The following is a 19,142-nucleotide window of genomic DNA, read 5'->3' as shown; positions in this document are numbered from 1 at the left end:
TCACTGACCGGTGACGACCGCCGCCTGCGGGCGGATCGGGAGGCGGTTGACCGGGCGGCCGGTGGCGGCGCGGACGGCGGAGGCGATGGCCGCCGGGGACGTCACGACCGGTACCGCGCTGACCGACTTGGCGCCGAAGGGCGCGACCACGTCCCGTTCCTCGACCAGCTTGACGATCCGGATGTCCGGCGCGTCCAGGGCGGTCGGGAGGGCGTAGCCGGTGAGGTCGGGGTGGCGGATCAGCCCGCGCGGGGTGCGCAGGTTCTCGGTGAGCGCGATGCCGACGCCCTGGGTGACACCGGCCTCGATCCGCGCGCCGAGCTGTGCCGGGTTGAGGACCCGGCCCACGTCCTGGGCGACGGCCAGCTCCACGACCCGTACCGAACCGAGCTCGATGTCCACGTCGACGACCGCGCGGATCGCGCAGAAGGCGAGGCCGACGAAGGCGTCACCCTGGCCCTGCGCGTCCAGCGGCTCGGTCGGGTGCGGACGGCACTGGGCCGTGGCCCACAGTTCCTTGCCGTCCATCGCCTCGGTGACGGTGGTCGACAGGACGCCGTCGTAGGACGTGATCTTGCCGTCGGTGATCTGGAGCAGCTCGGTGGACATGCCGAACTTGTGGGCGAGCGGCTGGAGGAGCTGGGTGCGGACCATCTTGGCGGCGCGTTCGACGGCGCCGCCGGAGACCCAGGTGTGCCGGCCGCGGCAGCCGGCGCCGGCCGGCGGCTGGTCGGTGTCGACGGGGGCCACGTGGACCTCGTCGATGCCGAGGGTCTCCTGGACGATCTGGCGGGCCAGGGTGGTGAAGCCCTGGCCGGTCTCCACGGCGGCGCAGAGCACGGTGGCGATGCCGTCGTGGACCTTGACGGTGGCCGTCGAGACCTCGTCGGCGCCCTCGATGCCGAGCATGTGGACCATGCCGAGGCCGTAGCCGACGCCGCGGCGCACCGCGCCCGGCTCGCCCGCGCCCTCGGGGCCGCCGGGCAGCAGCCACTCGTCCTCGGGGGTGTCCTTGGGCAGTGCCGGCAGCGGGAAGTCCCGTACCGCCTGGAGCAGCTCGGCGACGGGGGCCGGACACGTCACCGTCTGGCCGATGGGCAGCACGTCGCCGGTCGCGAGGACGTTGCGCAGGCGGATCTCGGCCGGGTCGATGCCGAGCTTCTTCGCCAGCTTGTCCATCTGCGCCTCGTAGGCGGCGCACACCTGCATGGCGCCCTCGCCGCGGACGTGGCCGGAGGGCGGGTTGTTGGTACGCACGGCCCAGCCCTCGATGAAGGCGTTCGGGACGACGTAGGGGCCGCAGGCGAAGGAGACCGCGGCGGCCAGGGACTCGGCGGAGGTGTCGGCGTAGGCGCCCGCGTCGAGCAGGATCTGCGCCTCGACCTTGATCAGCTTGCCGTCGGCGTCGGCGTGGTGCCGGTAGCGCAGCAGGGTCGGGTGGCGGTGGGCGTGGCCGAGGAAGGACTCCTCGCGCGTGGCGGTGAGTTTGACCGGGCAGCCGGTCTTCAGGGCGAGCAGGCCGAGCGGCAGCTGGAAGCCCTGGTCCTCGCGGTCGGCGGTGGCGCCGGGCACGCCGGTGACGACGATCTTCACCTGCTCCAGCGACAGCCCGAAGCAGGCGGCGGCCGTGTTGCGGTCGGTGTGCGGGTCGGTGGAGGCCAGGTAGAGCTCGACCCCGCCGTCGGGGCGGGGCACGGCGAGTCCGGCCTCGGCGCCGATGGGGGCCGGGTCGGCGCGGCCGATGCGGTACTGGCCCTCGACGACGATCTCGCCGGCCGCGTCCGGGTCGCCGTGGTGCAGCGGGATGTGCCGGATCAGGTTGCCGTCGGGGTGCAGCGGCTCGGCCTCGAAGGCCTGTTCGGGGTCGATGACCGGGTCGAGCACCTCGTACTCGACGATGACGGCGGCGGCGGCCATCCGGGCCGTGTCGGGATGGTCGGCGGCGACGGCGGCGATGGGCTCGCCGTGGTGCCGTACGACCTCGGCGGCGAACACCGGGCGGTCCGGCGTGCCCCGGCCGTGCAGGGGGGTGCCGGGCACGTCCTCGTGGGTGACGACCGCCCGCACGCCGGGCATCTCACGCGCGTGGGTGGTGTCGATCGACACGATGCGCGCGTGCGGGTGCGGGGAGCGCAGTACGGCCGCCCAGAGCAGGCCCTCGGCCCACAGGTCGGCCGCGTAGGGGAAGGTGCCCTCGGTCTTCGCGCGCGCGTCGGCGGCCGGCAGCGACACGCCGAGGCCGTGCGGCGGCTGCTCGGGCGCGGGGTCGGCGCTGTCCGCGGCGGTGGTCGTGGCGACGGTCTCGTTGGTCATGCCTGGCCTCCGTCCGATCCGTAGGGCTGGTCGCCGTAGCTCTGGCTCTGGTCGCCGAACGTCTGGTTCCCGCCGAAGCTCCGGTCGCCGCCGAACGACTGATCGCCGCCGAAGGACTGGTCGCCGCCGAAGGACTGGTCGTACGACTGCTCGCGCAGGGCGTCGTAGGACGACTGCTCGCGCTGGGCGGGCGACGCGAAGGTGCCCGGGGAGTCGAACGCCGAGGCGTTGACGCCGCCGGCACCCGGTCCCGCCTGATGCGGAATGCGGGCCTCGTCGCCGCCCGTCTCGGCGTCGGCGGCGGCGTGTGCCTCGCGTTCGGCGACGACCTCCTGGACGGCGTCCAGCACGCCCCGGTAGCCCGAGCAGCGGCAGAGGTTGCCGCACAGGGCCTGACGGGTCTCCATCTCGGTGGGTGCCGGGTTGCCTTCCAGCAGGTCGTGGACGGTCATGGCCATGCCCGGGACGCAGAAGCCGCACTGGACGGCTCCGCGCAGGGCCAGCGCGCGCTGGACGTCCGAGGGCCGGCCGTCCTGGGCGAGTCCCTCGACCGTGCGCACCTCGCTGCCGGCCGCGGTCACCGCGGGAACCAGGCAGGAGGCGACCAGGCGGCCGTCGACCTGGACGTTGCAGGCGCCGCATTCGCCCTGGGAGCAGCCGTCCTTGGCGCCGGCCAGGCCGAGGCGTTCGCGGAGGACGTAGAGGAGCGACTCGCCGATCCAGGCGTCGGTGACGGGGCGGTCGGTGCTGTTGACGCGCAGGACGTAGGAGGCGAGGGGGTGATCGTCGATCGCCTCGGCTTCGCCTTCGGCGGGTTCCGTCCCGTCCGCGCCCGGCGCGCTGTCCTCGTCGTCGGGTGCGGGGGGCGCCGTCGGGAGCGCGTCGCCGTCGGCGGGCCGCGGGTCGAAGCCCCGGGCGGGGTGCGGGGCCGACGCGTCGTGGGGCTCGTCGGCTCCGAGGGCTTCGGACGTGTCCGGTTCACCGGTGCCGGGCGACTCGCCGGTCGTGTGCCGGGTGGCCGCGGCACCGGACTCGCCGACGGCGCGGAGTTCGCCCGTGTCGCCGGGGTCGCCCGGTTCGCCGACCGGGACCACGTCGGGTGCGGGCGCCGCACCGGCGGCCTCGGACGGGGCACCTGGGGCCGGAGGGCCACCGTGGTCCGCCGGGGCCCCTGAGGGGCCCTCAGGGGCCTGTACGGGGTGCTCCCAGGCCTGGACCTCCGACGCCCAGGGTGCCGGTGCGCCGCCCGGCAGGGTCGCCGGTGGCGTGCCGCCCCACTGCTCCATGAGCGCGGATGTGGTGAACTCGCCCGATTCGTCCGGAACATCGCCGTTCGCGACAGGGATCGACCACTGCCCGGTCACGTCGTGACCGGGCGCGGGCGGCGGCTCCTCGTACGTCCACTGCTGGGTCGCGGCGGGCTGGTACGTGAACCGGTCGTCGGCCGGCCGCTCCTGGGGAACCGCGTTCGGGTCGGGCCACTGGCCGCTCCCGGTCTGCACGCCCCAGGTCTCGGTGCCGGGGGCGGCCGCTATCTGCGGCGGCACGTAGCCGTGTCCGGGCGCGGCCAGGGGGCTGTCGCGGGACAGCAGGGCCTCGATGCCGCCCTCGGGGAGCTTCACGAAGGCGGTCGCGCCGTCGTCGTAGTCGCCCTGCGGCAGCGGGTCCCAGCGGCCGCCACCCGAGGGCGCGCCCTCTCCGTGCTGTTCGTCGGTCATGACAGCGCCCTCCCCAGTGCTCGTCGGGCCAGCGCGGCGACGGTGCGCCGCAGGTGCAGTACGGCAGGCGGAAGCGGGGGCACCGAGCCGCCCGGCTCGGGTGCCGCGTCGGGGATGCAGGCGGCGGCGACGTACTCGCCGAAGGCGTGCAGCGCCTCCGGGACGAGCGCGCGGTCGTTGTCCCAGTCGATGAGCCGGGCCACCCACTGCTCGGCCTCCAGCGGCCGCAGCGGCATCGGCGCTATGGCTCCGACGGCGCATCTGACCCCGCGCCGCGCGGGGTCGAGGACGAGCGCCACGGAGGCCACCGAGCGGCCGGGTCCGGTGCGGCCGGTGGCCTTCAGGAAGACCTGCGGGGCGTGCAGCAGCGGCACCCGGACGAAGGCGATCAGCTCGCCCCCGCGGAGCATCTCCACCCCGGCCAGCAGGTGCGAGACCGGGATCTCCCGGCGGGAGCCGCCCGGCCCCGCGATGACCAGCGTCGCCTCGAGGGCGGCGAGCACCGGCAGCGCGTCGCCGGTGGGCGCGGCCGTGGCGATGTTGCCGCCCAGGGTGCCCGCGTTGCGGATGTGCGGCGGGCCGGCGGACCGCGCGGCGGCGGCGAGCGCCGGGATCAGGGCCGCGAAGTCGGGGCGGCCCATGCGCGCATGGGTGAGTCCCGCGCCGAGCAGCGCGTTGCCGTCCTGGTACTGCCAGCCGCGGATCTCGCTGATCCGGCCGAGGCCGACCAGGGCGGCGGGCCGGAGCTGGCCCGAGTTGACGGCGGCCATCAGGTCGGTACCGCCCGCCACGGGGACCGCGGCGGGCATGGCGGTGAGGGCCGCCACGGCTTCGTTCAGTGTCGTGGGCAGCGTGACGGACTGCGCCGCCTGCGGTGCGTGCGTGGTCAAAACCGGCTGCCCCTTCCCGCTGCCCCCACCTGGTCCCACCTGTGTGGCCGTACGGTACGTGCTCACAGGGCGGACGTGGCAACTCTGGCACATCTTCGCAAGCCTCGAACGCACGGGTCCGCTAGGAGGCATTCGCCCACCTCACAAGCGACATGTTCCGTTTTCGTATGCCATTACCGGTGGGTTCCGATTGACACTCTTCGGTGACTCTCGGGGTCTTTTTCCCCTACGTGTTCGGGGCGGGCAGGTGACGGGAGAGGGCTACCGGCTCGGGGGCGGCCCGTCGACCGGGCGGCCCGGCACCCCGGGGCGCCGCTGCCACGGCAGGGGGCCGGCCGGCGGACGGTAGGCCACGCCCAGGGCGTCCAGCCGCCGGCGGTGGGCGGCCATCCGGCGTTCGAAGCCGGCGAAGTCCCGTTCCGCCGGGACGGGGAGTGCGCTCCAGGCGACCTCGGCGAAGGCCGCCAGCCGGGGGAAGACCTGGTAGTCCACGCGCGCGTGATCCTCCATCACCTCGGTCCAGACATTGGCCTGGGCGCCCAGCACATGACCTGCCTCCGACGCGTCGAGGTCCGGTGGAACCGGTTCGAACCGATACACGTCCTCCAGGGTGCGCACATATCCGATCGGTACCGGCTCGTCCGCGCCGGCCGCCTGCCGGTGGTCCAGGTACACGTGCTGTTCGGGGCACATGACGACGTCGTGACCGGCGCGCGCGGCCGCGATCCCGCCGCCGTAACCGCGCCAGGACGAGACGGCCACGCCCTCGGCGATGCCGCCCTCCAGGATCTCGTCCCAGCCGATCGCCCTGCGACCGCGCGCGGAAAGCCACTTGGCGAAGTGGCCGATGAACCACGACTGCAACGCGTCCTCGTCCGCGAGCCCGAGTTCCTTCATCCGGGCTTGTGCCGACGGTGACGCCCGCCACTGGTCCTTGAGGCATTCGTCGCCGCCAATGTGAACGAACGCCGAGAACCCGGCGGCGTCCGCCGGGAACAGCTCCAGCACTTCCTCGAACACCCCCTCGTAGAAGCGCAGGGTGTTGTCGGTGGGGGCGAGTACGTTCGGAGAGATCCCCCAGGTGTCCCAGACGGTCAGGGAGGCGGTGTCGATGACGTCGGTGTTGCCGAGTTCCGGATACGCGGCGATGGCGGCCTGCGAGTGGCCGGGCACGTCGATTTCGGGGACCACCGTGATATGCCGCTCGGCCGCGTAGGCGACGATCTCCCCGATGTCGTCCCGGGTGTAGTGGCCGCCGTGCGGCTTCTCCTCCCACAGCGGTGAGGCCCGGTGGCCGAATTTCGTGCGGGCCCGCCAGGAACCGACCTCGGTGAGCCGGGGGTGGCGCTCGATCGGGATGCGCCAGCCCTGGTCGTCCGTCAGGTGGAAGTGGAAGACGTTGAGTTTGTGCGCGGCCATGAGATCCAGGTAGCGCAGGACGCCTTCCTTGGGCATGAAGTGCCGGGCGACGTCGAGCATGAGGCCGCGCCAGCGGAATCGGGGCGCGTCCTCGACGATCTGGTGCGGGATTCCGTACCGGATCCCGGGGCGCACGGGCGCGCGGCGGAAGGCATCGGGACCCAGCAGCTGGCGCAGGGTCTGGGCGCCCCAGAAGACGCCTGCCGGGCCGCCGCCGCGGATCTCGACGCCCAGGCCGGCGATCACGCTCAGCCGGTACGCCTCGGGCTCCAGCGAGCCGTCCAGGCACAGCCGTACCGAGTCGCGGGCGCCCTCGGGGCCGGGCCGCAGCGGCAGCCCGAGGGCCTCGCCGAGAGCCGAGCGCAGCCAGCGTTCGGTCCCCTCGGTGCCGGGGGCGGCCCACAGGGTGGTGCCCTCGTCGAACGGGACACCGCACCGCATCGGCCCCTCGATCGAGCGCGGCGCCGGAATCAGATCCACTTCGGAAGTCATGTCAGTCCTTGACCGCTCCGCCCAGCCCGGAGACCAGCCGTCGCTGTACGAGTACGAAGAACACCAGCACCGGAATCGTCATCACCGTGGAGGCCGCCGTGACCCCGCCCCAGTCCGGGTCGTCCGGCTTGTAGAACACCAGCAGCGCCATCGGCAGCGTGGACTGCGAAGTGTCGCTGATGATGAAGGACTTGGCGAACAGGAAGTCGTTCCAGGCGGAGATGAAGGAAAACACGCTCGTGGCGACCAGACCCGGCAGCACGAGCGGGAAAAGGATCTGCCAGAGAAAGCGCGACCGGCTCGCCCCGTCGATGCAGGCGGCCTCCTCCAGCGCCTGGGGCACCCCTTTCACGAACCCCCGCAGCATCCAGATCGCGAAGGGCAGCGAGAAGGCGATGTGGGGCAGGATCAGCGAGCCCAGCGTGTTCAGCAGACCGAGGTCCCGCAGCTGGAAGAACAAGGGGATGGCGAGGGCCTCGACGGGCACCATCTGGGCCACCAGAAACATGATCAGCAGGGTGGTCCGGAAGCGGAACCGGAATCTCGTCACGGCGGTCGCGGCGAGAAAGGCGATCAGCGCCGAGACGATGACCACACTGCCCGCGACGACAACGCTGTTGACGAAATACCGGCCGAATTCCTGCTGCCCGAAGACCCGCCGGAAGGAGCCCAGAGAGGGCTCCAGGGTCCAGGGCCGGGGCCGGTCGGACTCGATCTCGCCGGCCGGTCTGAAGGCGCCCAGCACCATCCAGTACAGCGGAAAGGCGACCACTGCGGCGATCACCAGCGCCACGGCGTCGGCGGCCGTCCGCCCCGGCCGCCGGAGCGATCCGCGCACAGGATTCACGACGGTCACAGTTCCTCCCCCTGCCGGCGCAGCAGCCGCAGGTGGCCGAGGGTCACGGCGAGCAGGATCAGCAGCGTGACGACGCCGAGGGCGGCGCCGAGCCCGTACTGCGAGGAGGCGAAGGCCTGCTGATAGGCGTACACGTTGAGCACCAGGTTCTGTCCCGCGATCCCGCCCCCGCCGGTCATCACGTAGATCTGCGTGAAGATCTTGAAGTCCCAGATCACCGACTGGATGGTGACGACCATGAGGATCGGCCGGAGCATCGGCGCCAGCACCGACCGCCAGATCCGCCACTGCGAGGCGCCGTCCAGCGCGGCGGCCTCCAGCACCTCGGACGGTACGGCGCGGATCCCGGCGTACACGGTGACCATGACGAACGGGAAGGAGCACCAGACCACTTCGAGCAGCACCAGCAGGAAGGCGCTGTACCGCCCGTACGTCCAGGAGTGGCCGCCGAGCCCGAACAGCCGGTTCACCGGTCCGAAGTCCGGGTCGAAGAGGAACAGCCAGACCGTCGACCCGGTGACCGCCGGGGTCGCCCACGCCCCGAGCGCGGCCAGCATCAACGCCGCCCGCGGCACCGCACGCACCCGCGTGAGCAGCACGGCGAGCGCACATCCGACGGCGAGTGTCGACACGACGCACGCGGCGGCGAAGAACACGGTGGCGAGCAGGACCGACCAGAACCGGTCGTCGCCGAACACGTCCGCGTAGTTGTCCAGTCCCACGAAGGCGGTGGGTTCGCCGCCGCTGACCTGCGCCTGGGTGTACCGGAAGACTGAGATCAGACCGAGTTGATAGACCGGGTAGAGCAGCAACCCCCCGAGGACCACCAGAGCGGGCGCGAGGTACAGCCAAGGCACACCCCGACTCGCCAAGGGGCGCGGGGAACTGCGCGACAAGCCCCCACGCACCCGCCCGCGAGCCGCGCCACCCACCCCACTCGGCGTCATCCGGCGGAGCCGAACGCCGCGTCCATCTTCTCCGCCGCCTCCCCCGAGGCCGCCCCCACGCTCTTCCTGCCGCTGATGACCTCCTGGAACATCGTCGGCAGCACCAGCGAGGAATCGATCTGCGACCACCCCGCCGACGCGGGCACGAACTTCGTCCCGGCCGCCAGGGTCGCCACGAACGGCTTCACGAACGGCTCCCTGGCGGCCGCCTGGTCGCGGACGTCCGTGAACGTCGGCAGGAACCCCATCGCGTCGAACATCGCGGCCTGCGTCTTCTTCGACGTGAGCGCCTCCATCAGCGCGACGGCCAGCGTCCGGTGCGCCGTGCTCTTCAGCACCCCGATGTTGTTGCCGCCCGCGAAGGCCGGCGCGACGGTTCCGGCCGTGGCCCCCGGCAGCGGCACCACCGCGTACTTGCCCTTGACCGCGCCCGCCTCCACGGCCGCGTGGCTGAAGTCGCCCCCGATCGCCATCGCCGCCTTGCCGGCCGCGAACGCGGTGACCGTGTCGTTGCCGCCGAAGCCGGCGCACTTGGCGGCCGGGCAGTTGTCGTCGCCGAAGAGGGACGTGTACTCCTTGATGCCCTTCTGAGCGGCCGCGCTGTCGATCGCCGAGGCGTACGAGCCGCCCTTCGCGGTGGCGAGTTCGCCGCCGTCGGCCCAGATGAAGGGCATGGCGCCGTAGGTGTAGGCGCCGCCGACGGCCAGGCCGTACAGGTCGGGCTTCGCCCTGCGCACGGCGCGGGCCGTGGAGGCCAGTTCGGCCAGGGTCGCCGGCGGCTTCAGGCCGAGTTCCCCGAAGACGTCGGTGCGGTAGTAGAGGGCACGGACGCCGACGTAGAAGGGCGCGCCGTAGACCTTGCCGCCGACGGTGACCGACTGCTCGGCCGTCGGGTCGGTGTCCTTGGCCTCGGGCCACCGGCCGAAGTCCCCGGTGACGTCGAGCAGTCCGCCGTCCCGTACGTAACCGGCGGTGTCGGTGTTGCCGTACTCCATGACGTCCGGGGCCGACTCCGGGTCGTTGAACGCGGCCTTGACCCGCTGTGCGCGGGTGTCGACCGGGATGTACTCCACGTCGGCCTCGGCGCCGGGGTACGCCTTCTCGAAGTCGGCCACGACCGAGTCGACGACCTTCCGCTTGGGGTCGTTGCCGACCTCCTGGAAGAGCCACACCCGCAGGGTGCCGCTCTTGTCGTCCTTGTCGGAGGCGGAGTTGGAGGAGGTCTGCGGGGCGCAGGCCGCCAGGAACAGGGCGGCGACGAGGCATACCGGGACGGGGAGCTTCATGGAGTGACCCTCCGGGGCGCGCTGAAGCGTAGGCGTTCACGACACTGCACACCGCGTTCGTTGCGACATGTGCAACCGCGGTTTCGCTCTGCACAACACCACGGAGGGTAGGGACAACATGAACATGCCGACAAGAGGTCTCGACCACTCTGTGACCGGCGGACGCACCCTGTGCAACGGCCGGGCACGACAAAGGCCCCGGAGCGCGCCAAAGCGCGCCCGGGGCCTCGGAAGATCCGGGCTGGTGCTACTTGTCCTTGCCGCCCTCGCCGTCGCCGCCGCTGCCCATGGAGTCGTAGATCTCCTTGCACATGGGGCACACGGGGTACTTCTTCGGGTCGCGGCCCGGCACCCACACCTTGCCGCACAGCGCCACGACGGGGGTGCCGTCGAGGGCGCTCGCCATGATCTTGTCCTTCTGGACGTAGTGGGCGAAGCGCTCGTGGTCGCCGTCGCCGTGGGACACCTGTGGCGTCGGCTCTACGAGGGTCCCCGTACCAGTCCCGCGCTCGGGCTCAAGAGTGCTCATAGAGCCCAAGGGTACTGAAGCGCCCGGCAACGGCGGGGACAAGGCCCGCAGTCAGTTGAGCGAGGCGTCGTCCGGGTAGGTGGCGACCATCGCCAGTTCGTTGCGCTGGCGGCGCAGCACCTCGCGCCAGAGTCTCTCGGGGGACGGCGAGGAGACGTCGCCGGGTTCCGACTCGACGACGTACCAGGCCCCCTCGACCAGTTCGTCCTCCAGCTGGCCGGGGCCCCAGCCGGCGTAACCGGCGAAGATCCGCAGGGAGCCGAGGGCCGAGGCGAGCAGTTCCGGCGGGGCCTCCAGGTCGACCAGGCCGATCGCGCCGTGCACCCGGCGCCAGCCGAGCGGCGCCCGGTCGCCGTTGCCGCCGCCCGGGATGACCGCGACGCCGAGCGCGGAGTCCAGCGACACCGGGCCGCCCTGGAAGACCACCCCGGGCTCGCCGGCGAGCGCGGCCCAGCCCTCCAGGATGTCCCGGACGTCCACCGGGGTGGGGCGGTTGAGGACGACACCGAGGGAGCCCTCCTCGTCGTGGTCGAGGAGGAGCACCACCGCGCGGTCGAAGTTCGGGTCCGCCAGGGCGGGCGTGGCCACGAGCAGCCGCCCTGTGAGCGAGGACACCTCGGTCATGCCTGACATGATCCCGCATCTTCCCCTCGCGTGGGGAGCCAATGGGGTGTGCGAGTGAATGCAGCTCAGGGCGGAGAGGAGCGGGCCCGGCGCACGGTGACGGGCGGTGACCCCATGTGCCCGGCGGTGAACCGTTCGTGTTGTGACACAGCTATGACGTAGCTGGACGGTCCTTGGGCTTACGGCAGGGGGCCGATGGGCGATTACTCTGTCACTCCGGCCCTGCCCCACTCCACGGAACGCGAGATTCATGACCGTCAACGGCTCTGACGACGTACTGCTTGTCCACGGCGGCACCCCGCTGGAGGGCGAGATCCGTGTCCGCGGTGCGAAGAACCTCGTACCCAAGGCCATGGTCGCCGCGCTGCTGGGCAGTGCGCCGAGCCGGCTGCGCAACGTTCCGGACATCCGTGACGTGCGTGTCGTACGCGGCCTGCTGCAACTGCACGGGGTGACGGTCCGTCCGGGTGAGGAACCCGGCGAGCTGGTGCTGGATCCGACCTACGTGGAGAGCGCGAACGTCGCTGACATCGATGCCCACGCGGGCTCCAGCCGTATCCCGATCCTGTTCTGCGGCCCGCTGCTGCACCGGCTCGGGCACGCCTTCATCCCGGGCCTGGGCGGCTGCGACATCGGCGGCCGGCCCATCGACTTCCACTTCGACGTGCTGCGGCAGTTCGGCGCGACCATCGAGAAGCGCGCGGACGGCCAGTACCTGGAGGCGCCGAAGGGGCTGCGCGGCACCAAGATCCGGCTGCCGTACCCGTCCGTCGGCGCGACCGAGCAGGTGCTGCTGACGGCCGTACTCGCCGAGGGCGTCACGGAGTTGTCCAACGCGGCCGTCGAGCCGGAGATCGAGGACCTCATCTGCGTGCTGCAGAAGATGGGCGCGATCATCGCCATGGACACCGACCGGACCATCAGCATCACCGGTGTGGACAAGCTCGGCGGCTACACCCACCGCGCCCTGTCGGACCGGCTGGAGGCCGCCTCCTGGGCGTCGGCGGCGCTGGCGACCGAGGGCAACATCTACGTCCGGGGCGCCCAGCAGCGCTCGATGATGACGTTCCTGAACACCTACCGGAAGGTGGGCGGTGCCTTCGAGATCGACGACGAGGGCATCCGCTTCTGGCACCCGGGCGGTCAGCTGAAGTCGATCGCGCTGGAGACCGACGTGCACCCCGGCTTCCAGACCGACTGGCAGCAGCCGCTCGTGGTGGCCCTGACCCAGGCGACGGGCCTGTCGATCGTGCACGAGACGGTGTACGAGTCGCGGCTCGGCTTCACCTCCGCGCTGAACCAGATGGGTGCGCACATCCAGCTCTACCGCGAGTGCCTGGGCGGTTCGGCCTGCCGCTTCGGCCAGCGCAACTTCCTGCACTCGGCGGTCGTCTCCGGGCCTACCCGGCTCCAGGGCGCCGACCTGGTCATCCCCGACCTGCGCGGCGGCTTCTCGTACCTGATCGCCGCCCTCGCGGCCCAGGGCACGTCCCGGGTGCACGGCATCGACCTCATCAACCGCGGCTACGAGAACTTCATGGAGAAGCTCATGGAGCTCGGGGCGAAGGTGGAGCTGCCGGGCAAGGCCCTCGGCTAGTTCCCGGAGAGTCGCAACGGTACGACGATGGGGCGGCCCCTGGTGGAGGGGCCGCCCCATCGTCGTGTTACACGCCGTAGGCCGTCGTCCCGTGGCCTACGGAAGGCAAGGTCACTTGCCCTTCGCGGATTCCTTCAGCTTCGAGCCCGCGGAGACCTTCACGCTGAAGCCGGCCGGGATGTTGATCGGCTCGCCGGTCTGCGGGTTGCGCGCGGTACGAGCGGCACGGTGGGTGCGCTCGAAGGTCAGGAAGCCGGGGATGGTGACCTTCTCGTCGCCCTTGGAGACGATGTCGCCGACGACGTCGGCGAACGCGGCCAGCACGGCGTCGGCGTCCTTGCGAGTCACCTCGGCACGGTCGGCCAGCGCGGCCACCAGCTCACTGCGGTTCATGTTGTTACTCCCGTGTTCTTCTTGCCATTGAGGCGTGCCACGCGGCGGAGCCGCATGTTGGGCCGGGACGCATCCTGCCCCCACCTGCGGCGGGAACGCCAATCCGTTGCCGCCCATACCCTACGGGGGGGCCGAAGGGGGGGTTTCACGACGCGCCGATTGGACGGCGTGGCAAGTTTCACAGACGTTTACTGGGAGCCGCCGTCCTCGGACCCCGACGGGGCCGGGCGCGTCGCGTTTCACCCGCGGGGGGCGTGGGGGCCGAGCGCGCGGTTCCCGCGCCCCTCCGGGGGCGCCTCAGGCGCCCTTCGCGGCCTCTCGCACCGCGCCCGCCACCGCGCCGGCGACCTTCTCGTTGAAGACGCTCGGAATGATGTAGTTCGGGTTCAGCTCGTCCTGGGTGACCACGTCGGCGAGGGCCTTCGCGGCCGCGAGCATCATGTCCGTGTTCACGGTCCGGGACTGGGCGTCCAGGAGGCCGCGGAAGACGCCCGGGAAGACCAGCACGTTGTTGATCTGGTTCGGGAAGTCCGAGCGGCCGGTGGCCACCACGGCGGCCGTCTGGCGGGCGATCGCCGGGTCCACCTCGGGGTCCGGATTCGCGAGCGCGAACACGATCGCGTCGTCGGCCATGGCGGCCACGTCGTCGCCGTCGAGGACGTTCGGGGCCGAGACGCCGATGAAGACGTCGGCGCCCCGCACGGCCTCCTTCAGCGTGCCGGTGAGTTCCTCGGGGTTGGTGTTGTCGGCGATCCAGCGCAGCGGCGAGTCGGCCGGGGCCGCCACCAGGTCCTCGCGGGCGGAGTGCACGACGCCGCGGATGTCGGCGACGACGGCGTTCTTCACGCCGGCCGCGATCAGCAGCTTGAGGATGGCCGTACCGGCCGCGCCGGCGCCGGACATGACGACCCGGATGTTCTCGATCGCCTTGCCCGTGCAGCGCAGCGCGTTGGTGAGGGCGGCGAGGACGACGATCGCGGTGCCGTGCTGGTCGTCGTGGAAGACGGGGATGTCGAGGGCCTCGCGCAGGCGGGCCTCGATCTCGAAGCAGCGCGGGGCGGAGATGTCCTCCAGGTTGATGCCGGCGAACCCGGGGGCGATCGCCTTGACGATCTCGACGATCGCGTCGGTGTCCTGGGTGTCGAGGCACAGCGGCCAGGCGTCGATGCCCGCGAACCGCTTGAAGAGGGCCGCCTTGCCCTCCATGACGGGCAGCGCGGCCTTCGGGCCGATGTTGCCGAGGCCCAGGACCGCGGAGCCGTCCGTCACGACCGCAACGGAGTTGCGCTTGATGGTGAGGCGGCGCGCGTCCTCGGGGTTCTCCGCGATCGCCATGCACACGCGGGCCACGCCCGGGGTGTAGATCATGGAGAGGTCGTCACGGTTGCGGATGGGGTGCTTGGACTGCATCTCGATCTTGCCGCCGAGGTGCATCAGGAACGTACGGTCGGAGACCTTGCCGAGGATGACGCCCTCGATGCCGCGCAGCTGCTGGACGATCTGGTCGGCGTGGGCGGTCGAGCTGGCCGCGATGGTGACGTCGATACGGAGCTTCTCGTGGCCCGACGCGGTGACGTCGAGGCCGGTCACCGAGCCTCCGGAGGACTCCACGGCGGTGGTGAGCTGCGAGACGGCGGTTCCGCTCGCGGGCACCTCCAGCCGGATGGTCATCGAGTAGGAGACGCTGGGCGCCGTTGCCATGGCCGACTTCCTTCGTTTCACCGTGTAGCGAGTTGTGCCGTCCGATCGTCGCACCTACCGCCGGGTAGGCGTTAGCGGGGCCTGGTTTCGTGCGTAGTGTTCGCACGCGGAAGAGGCCCGCATCACAAGGTGATGCGGGCCTCTTCGACGTTCATGACACCGACCCGCCATGCTCGCCTCGCGGCAAGTGGTCGCTCGTAGCGACGAAGGTTGGGCCCGGGGGCTTGGATCGGGCCGGTGTCACGACAAGGCTAACAAACAGATCCCCTACGGCCATTCCCGTCGGCGGACTTCACAGAAAACCTCCAGCCGAACGGCCCCTCGCTCACTCCCTGAGCAGGTCCGGAACCCCGGCCGCGTCCGGCTCGTCGCGCTCCCCGGAGACCACCGTCAGCTGCTGGGTCGCCCGGGTGAGGGCCACGTACAGCACGCGCAGTCCGGCCGGGGACTCGTCGGCGATCTCCGCGGGCGACACGACGACCGTCGCGTCGTACTCCAGGCCCTTGGCCTCCAGGCTGCCGAGCGCCACCACCCGGTCGCCGAGCCCCGCGAGCCAGCGGGCGGCCTCGGCACGCCGGTCCATGGCGACGACCACGCCGACGGTTCCGTCGACCAGGTCGAGAAGGTGCTCGGCGGCCGCCCGGACGGTCTTCTCCAGCGAGTCGCCGACGACGCTGCCGTGTCCGTCGCCCGTTGCCACGAAACGCGGCTCGACCCCGGTGGAGCGGACCGCGGAGGGGGACTTGGCGCCGGGCATGGCCAGGGCCAGCACCTTGGCCGCGAGCTCGGCGATCTCCGCCGGGTTGCGGTAGTTCACGGTGAGCTCGAAGCGGCGGCGCGGACGGGAGCCGAGCGCCTCGTCCCGTGCCTCGGCCGCCTCGTCCGGGTCGGACCAGGAGGACTGGGCCGGGTCGCCGACCACCGTCCAGGTGGCGTGCCGGCCGCGGCGGCCGACCATCCGCCACTGCATGGGGGTGAGGTCCTGCGCCTCGTCGACGATGACGTGGGCGTACTCGACGCGTTCCTGGGCGAGCCGTTCGGCGCGCTCGCGCTGGGACTCCTCGCGTGTCGGCATCAGCTCCTCCAGGCCGGTGAGCTGGTCCAGCGGGTCCAGCTCGCGCTTCTTCCGCGGGCGGACCGGGGCGCCGAGGATGGCCTGGAGTTCGTCGAGCATGGCGATGTCGTGCACGGTGTGACCGTCCCGGCGCAGCGAGCGGGCGACCCTGCGGACCTCGCCGGGGTTGAGGATGCGGCGGGCCCAGCGGCCGAGGCGGCGCTCGTCGGCCATCGCGGTGAGGACGGCCTGCGGGGTCAGCTCGGGCCACCACGCGTCGAGGAACTCGATGAAGGAGTCCTCCGTGAGGATGTCCTCGTCGAAGGAGGAGCGCAGTTCGGCGGCCAGTTCCGGGTCGCTGTGCCGGCCGGCCGCGCCGGAGCGGGCCCACAGGGCGTCCAGGAGGAGCCTGCGGGCCCGGGGCCGCAGCAGGTTGACGGGGGCGGTGCCGCTGAGCGCGTTGTGTCGGACGCGGTCGAGTTCCTCGGCCTCCAGCTCCAGGCGGCGGCCGAAGGCGACGACTCTGAGCCGGGTCGGTGAGCCGTTCGGCTCCAGGGCACCACGGGCGGCCTTGCGCAGCACCCTCAGCATCCGGGAGGAACCCTTGGCACGGGCGGTGGCCGGCGTGTCGTACAGGGTGGCCTCGGCGCCGTCGACGAGGGAACCGATGGCGCGGATGGCGACCTGGCCCTCCTCGCCGAGGGACGGCAGGACGCCCTCGGTGTACGCGACCAGCAGCGGGGTCGGGGAGACGATCAGGATGCCGCCCGCGTACCGGCGCCGGTCCTGGTAGAGCAGGTAGGCGGCGCGGTGCAGCGCCACGGCCGTCTTGCCGGTCCCCGGGCCGCCCTCGACGTAGGTGACGGAGGCGGCGGGGGCGCGGATGACCAGGTCCTGCTCGGCCTGGATGGAGGCGACGATGTCCCGCATGGAGTGGGTGCGGGCCTGGCCGAGGGCGGCCATCAGGGCGCCGTCGCCGATGACCGGCAGGGCGGCGCCGTCCAGGAGGGCGGTCAGCTCCGGGCGCATCAGGTCGTCCTCGACCCCGAGGACCCGGCGGCCCTTTGAGCGGATCACCCGGCGTCGTACGACACGCCCGGGATCCACCGGAGTGGACCTGTAGAACGGCGCGGCGGCCGGTGCCCGCCAGTCGATGACCAGCGGGGAGTAGTCCTGGTCGAGGACGCCGATCCGGCCGATGTGCAGGGTCTCGGCGATGTCGGCGGTGTTGTCCGCGCGGACCGCCCCCTCGGCGGGCTCCACGGCCGTGTAGGCGCCGTCGGGGCCCTTCTTGCCGTCCTTGCCGAGGAGCAGGTCGATACGGCCGAAGAGGAAGTCCTCGAACTCGTTGTTGAGCCGGTTGAGGTGGACACCGGCGCGGAACACCTGGGCATCCCGTTCGGCGAGCGCGCCGGGCGTGCCCACCTGGCCGCGCTTGGCCGCGTCGTTCATGAGGAATTCCGCCTCGTGGATCTTCTCCTCGAGGCGCTGGTACACCCGGTCGAGGTGTTCCTGTTCGACGCTGATCTCACGGTCCCGGACGGAGTCCTGAGCGGAGTCCTGTTCCGAGCCGTGAGGGCCGACCGCGGATTGTTGAGCCTGAGCGGCCACCGGGCCCCCTTCTGACGTGCTGGGCAGCCGTCAACCGTACGCGAAAGGGGCCCGCTGAAGCTACGCGCTGACCGAGACCAGCTTCTTGCCGTCGAACGTCATGACTTCGAAGTGGTCGATCTGCGTGGGGGTGAAGGCGGCACCGCCGTGCACGTAGAGAGGCTCCTTGGCCTTCTGCGACTTGGCGTCCGTGATGCCGTATCCCCAGGTCGGAACGGACCAGGAGGTCACCGTCTCGCGTTCGCCGTTCTTGCCGACGGCGATCAGCGAGCACTTCTTCGGGCCGGTGACGTTCTTGAGCTGGAGGACCGCGTGGGTGCCCCAGTCCTTCTTCTCGACGGCGACGGTCGCGGTGACGTGGGTCGTCGGGTCCGTGGCCGTCTTCCTGTCGGACATCGTCTGGAAGGCCGCCTGGGCGGGCCCCGCGGCCAGGTTTCCGCCGCTGTCCCCGTCCGAGCCGCTCAGCGCCACGCCGGCCGCCGTGCCGCCCGCGATCAGCACGATCGAGGCCGCCAGACCGAAGAGGCTGCGCCGGGTACGGACCTTGCGCTTGTCCGCGACCTCCACGACCAGCTTCTCGACCATCCGCGGGCTGGGTTTGGCGGACAGCGACTCGCCGATGGACGGTGTCGATCCGGCACCCGGCAGATCGGCCAGGGCCGCCAGCATGGGTTCCATTCCGGCCAGCTCGTCGAGCTGCTGGGCGCACCATTCGCACCCGGCCAGATGGGCCTCGAAAGCGGTCGCCTCGGCGTCGTCGAGAATCCCCAGCGCATACGCGCCGACCGTCTCGTGCTCATTGGGAACCGGAGATTCCTGCATAGCACCAGACATACCCGAACCACCTGTGCCGAACCCGCCGTGTCCCCCGTACACACTCATCACGCCGTCACCCCCCGCTCCTCCAGTGCCAGCTTCATCGACCGCAGGGCATAGAAAACCCGTGAGCGCACGGTGCCGCTGGGTATACCCAGCGTTTCGGCCGCCTCGTTGACGGTACGCCCCTTGAAGTACGTCTCGACGAGCACCTCCCGGTGGGCCGGGGTCAGGTCGTCGAGCGCGTCAGACAGCGTCATCAGCCACAGCGCCTTGTCGATCTCGTCCTCCGCGGGGATGACCTCCAGCGGCGACGGATCGACCTCCTGCGGCCGGGCCTGCCGGCTGCGGTGACCGTCGATGACGATGCGTCGCGCGACCGTCACCAGCCAGGGGCGTACCGATCCGGTCGCTCGATTGAGCTGGCCGGCGTTCTTCCAGGCACGGATGAGTGTCTCTTGCACGACGTCCTCGGCGCGTTGCCGATCACCGGCGACCAGCCGAAGGACATACGCAAGGAGAGGTCCGGCATGCTCTCGATACAGAGCACGCATCAGCTCCTCATCGGGCTCCGAGGGCTGGGACATGCGATGTCGGGCCCTCGATCCACGTTCATTGGCCACGGCCGCATCCTTGCGCACGCCCACCTCCGGTGTCCGGGGGTTCCCCCAGTCGGTCGCTCCCCCACCGGTACGGAAGTGGCTTGCGGGGTGTTCAACAAGACCTCACATTTTTCTGCCGGGTGACATGACGAGCGGGACATGACCACACATTCCCACCGCTTGATCTTTACATTTCCGACACAACGCCGAACGCCCTGGCGCTGCCCGGGGGTTGCCACCGGCAAACAGAATGTTGCCGAAATCACTTCCGGAAAGCTTCGACGAAGATCCGGC

General features: G+C 71.3%; 15 protein-coding genes. 1 reads left to right on the top strand and 14 read right to left on the bottom strand.

Annotated features, from left to right (window positions below):
* The 9 genes from ACZ4O3_RS27880 to ACZ4O3_RS27840 all read right to left on the bottom strand — a co-directional run bounded on the left by ACZ4O3_RS27880 (position 1) and on the right by ACZ4O3_RS27840 (position 11,074).
* Complete coding sequence (locus ACZ4O3_RS27880; protein ID WP_467724820.1) at positions 1-2,313, bottom strand: xanthine dehydrogenase family protein molybdopterin-binding subunit; 2,313 nt, start codon at positions 2,311-2,313, stop codon at positions 1-3.
* A complete protein-coding gene (locus ACZ4O3_RS27875; protein WP_467724818.1) occupies positions 2,310-4,031 on the bottom strand; it encodes a (2Fe-2S)-binding protein in 1,722 nt (573 codons plus the stop codon). Before ACZ4O3_RS27875 ends, ACZ4O3_RS27880 begins: the two co-directional genes overlap by 4 nt.
* Positions 4,028-4,921, bottom strand: coding sequence for an FAD binding domain-containing protein (locus ACZ4O3_RS27870; RefSeq protein WP_467724816.1), 894 nt, complete (start codon positions 4,919-4,921; stop codon positions 4,028-4,030). The genes ACZ4O3_RS27875 and ACZ4O3_RS27870 overlap by 4 nt, the downstream gene beginning before the upstream one ends.
* A gap of 261 nt (positions 4,922-5,182) precedes the next feature.
* Entirely contained in the window at positions 5,183-6,832 is a 1,650-nt protein-coding gene (locus tag ACZ4O3_RS27865; protein WP_467724815.1) for a beta-N-acetylhexosaminidase, read from the bottom strand.
* A 1-nt stretch (position 6,833) separates the two neighbouring features.
* On the bottom strand, positions 6,834-7,679 hold the full coding sequence (locus ACZ4O3_RS27860; RefSeq protein WP_467724813.1) for a carbohydrate ABC transporter permease: 846 nt from the start codon (positions 7,677-7,679) through the stop codon (positions 6,834-6,836).
* 5 nt (positions 7,680-7,684) lie between these two features.
* Positions 7,685-8,635, bottom strand: a complete 951-nt coding sequence (locus tag ACZ4O3_RS27855) for a carbohydrate ABC transporter permease (protein ID WP_362721816.1) — start codon at positions 8,633-8,635, stop codon at positions 7,685-7,687.
* Complete coding sequence (locus ACZ4O3_RS27850; protein ID WP_362721813.1) at positions 8,632-9,921, bottom strand: extracellular solute-binding protein; 1,290 nt, start codon at positions 9,919-9,921, stop codon at positions 8,632-8,634. Before ACZ4O3_RS27850 ends, ACZ4O3_RS27855 begins: the two co-directional genes overlap by 4 nt.
* A gap of 247 nt (positions 9,922-10,168) precedes the next feature.
* Positions 10,169-10,450: a DUF3039 domain-containing protein gene (locus ACZ4O3_RS27845; protein WP_351701319.1), complete on the bottom strand. Its 282-nt coding sequence runs from the start codon at positions 10,448-10,450 to the stop codon at positions 10,169-10,171.
* Between the two features lie 51 nt (positions 10,451-10,501).
* A complete protein-coding gene (locus ACZ4O3_RS27840; RefSeq protein WP_351701322.1) occupies positions 10,502-11,074 on the bottom strand; it encodes a YqgE/AlgH family protein in 573 nt (190 codons plus the stop codon).
* 250 nt (positions 11,075-11,324) lie between these two features.
* Between ACZ4O3_RS27840 and murA the strand changes: the two genes are divergently transcribed.
* Positions 11,325-12,671 (top strand): UDP-N-acetylglucosamine 1-carboxyvinyltransferase, encoded by a 1,347-nt coding sequence (murA, locus tag ACZ4O3_RS27835; RefSeq protein ID WP_362721806.1) that lies wholly within the window; start codon positions 11,325-11,327, stop codon positions 12,669-12,671.
* Between the two features lie 111 nt (positions 12,672-12,782).
* Here the strand turns inward: murA and ACZ4O3_RS27830 are convergent, their stop codons facing one another.
* From ACZ4O3_RS27830 to ACZ4O3_RS27810, 5 genes are all read right to left on the bottom strand, one after another.
* Positions 12,783-13,064: an HU family DNA-binding protein gene (locus tag ACZ4O3_RS27830; protein WP_189268239.1), complete on the bottom strand. Its 282-nt coding sequence runs from the start codon at positions 13,062-13,064 to the stop codon at positions 12,783-12,785.
* Positions 13,065-13,361: 297 nt separating this feature from the next.
* Complete coding sequence (locus tag ACZ4O3_RS27825; protein ID WP_362721803.1) at positions 13,362-14,765, bottom strand: NAD-dependent malic enzyme; 1,404 nt, start codon at positions 14,763-14,765, stop codon at positions 13,362-13,364.
* Between the two features lie 325 nt (positions 14,766-15,090).
* The gene (locus ACZ4O3_RS27820) at positions 15,091-17,430 is read right to left on the bottom strand and encodes a HelD family protein (RefSeq protein ID WP_467724810.1); all 2,340 of its coding nucleotides are present in this window, start codon (positions 17,428-17,430) and stop codon (positions 15,091-15,093) included.
* Positions 17,431-17,490: 60 nt separating this feature from the next.
* Positions 17,491-18,252 (bottom strand): anti-sigma factor family protein, encoded by a 762-nt coding sequence (locus tag ACZ4O3_RS27815; RefSeq protein ID WP_362728018.1) that lies wholly within the window; start codon positions 18,250-18,252, stop codon positions 17,491-17,493.
* Between the two features lie 59 nt (positions 18,253-18,311).
* Positions 18,312-18,833 carry a sigma-70 family RNA polymerase sigma factor gene (locus tag ACZ4O3_RS27810; RefSeq protein WP_010039908.1) on the bottom strand — a complete coding sequence of 174 codons (522 nt, stop codon included), beginning with the start codon at positions 18,831-18,833 and terminating at the stop codon, positions 18,312-18,314.
* Positions 18,834-19,142: the final 309 nt, after the last annotated feature.

The organism is Streptomyces sp. NPDC026515 (genome assembly GCF_055567595.1).
The sequence above is the reverse complement of the archived record's forward strand: the minus strand, read 5'-3'. Positions and strand labels throughout refer to the sequence as shown.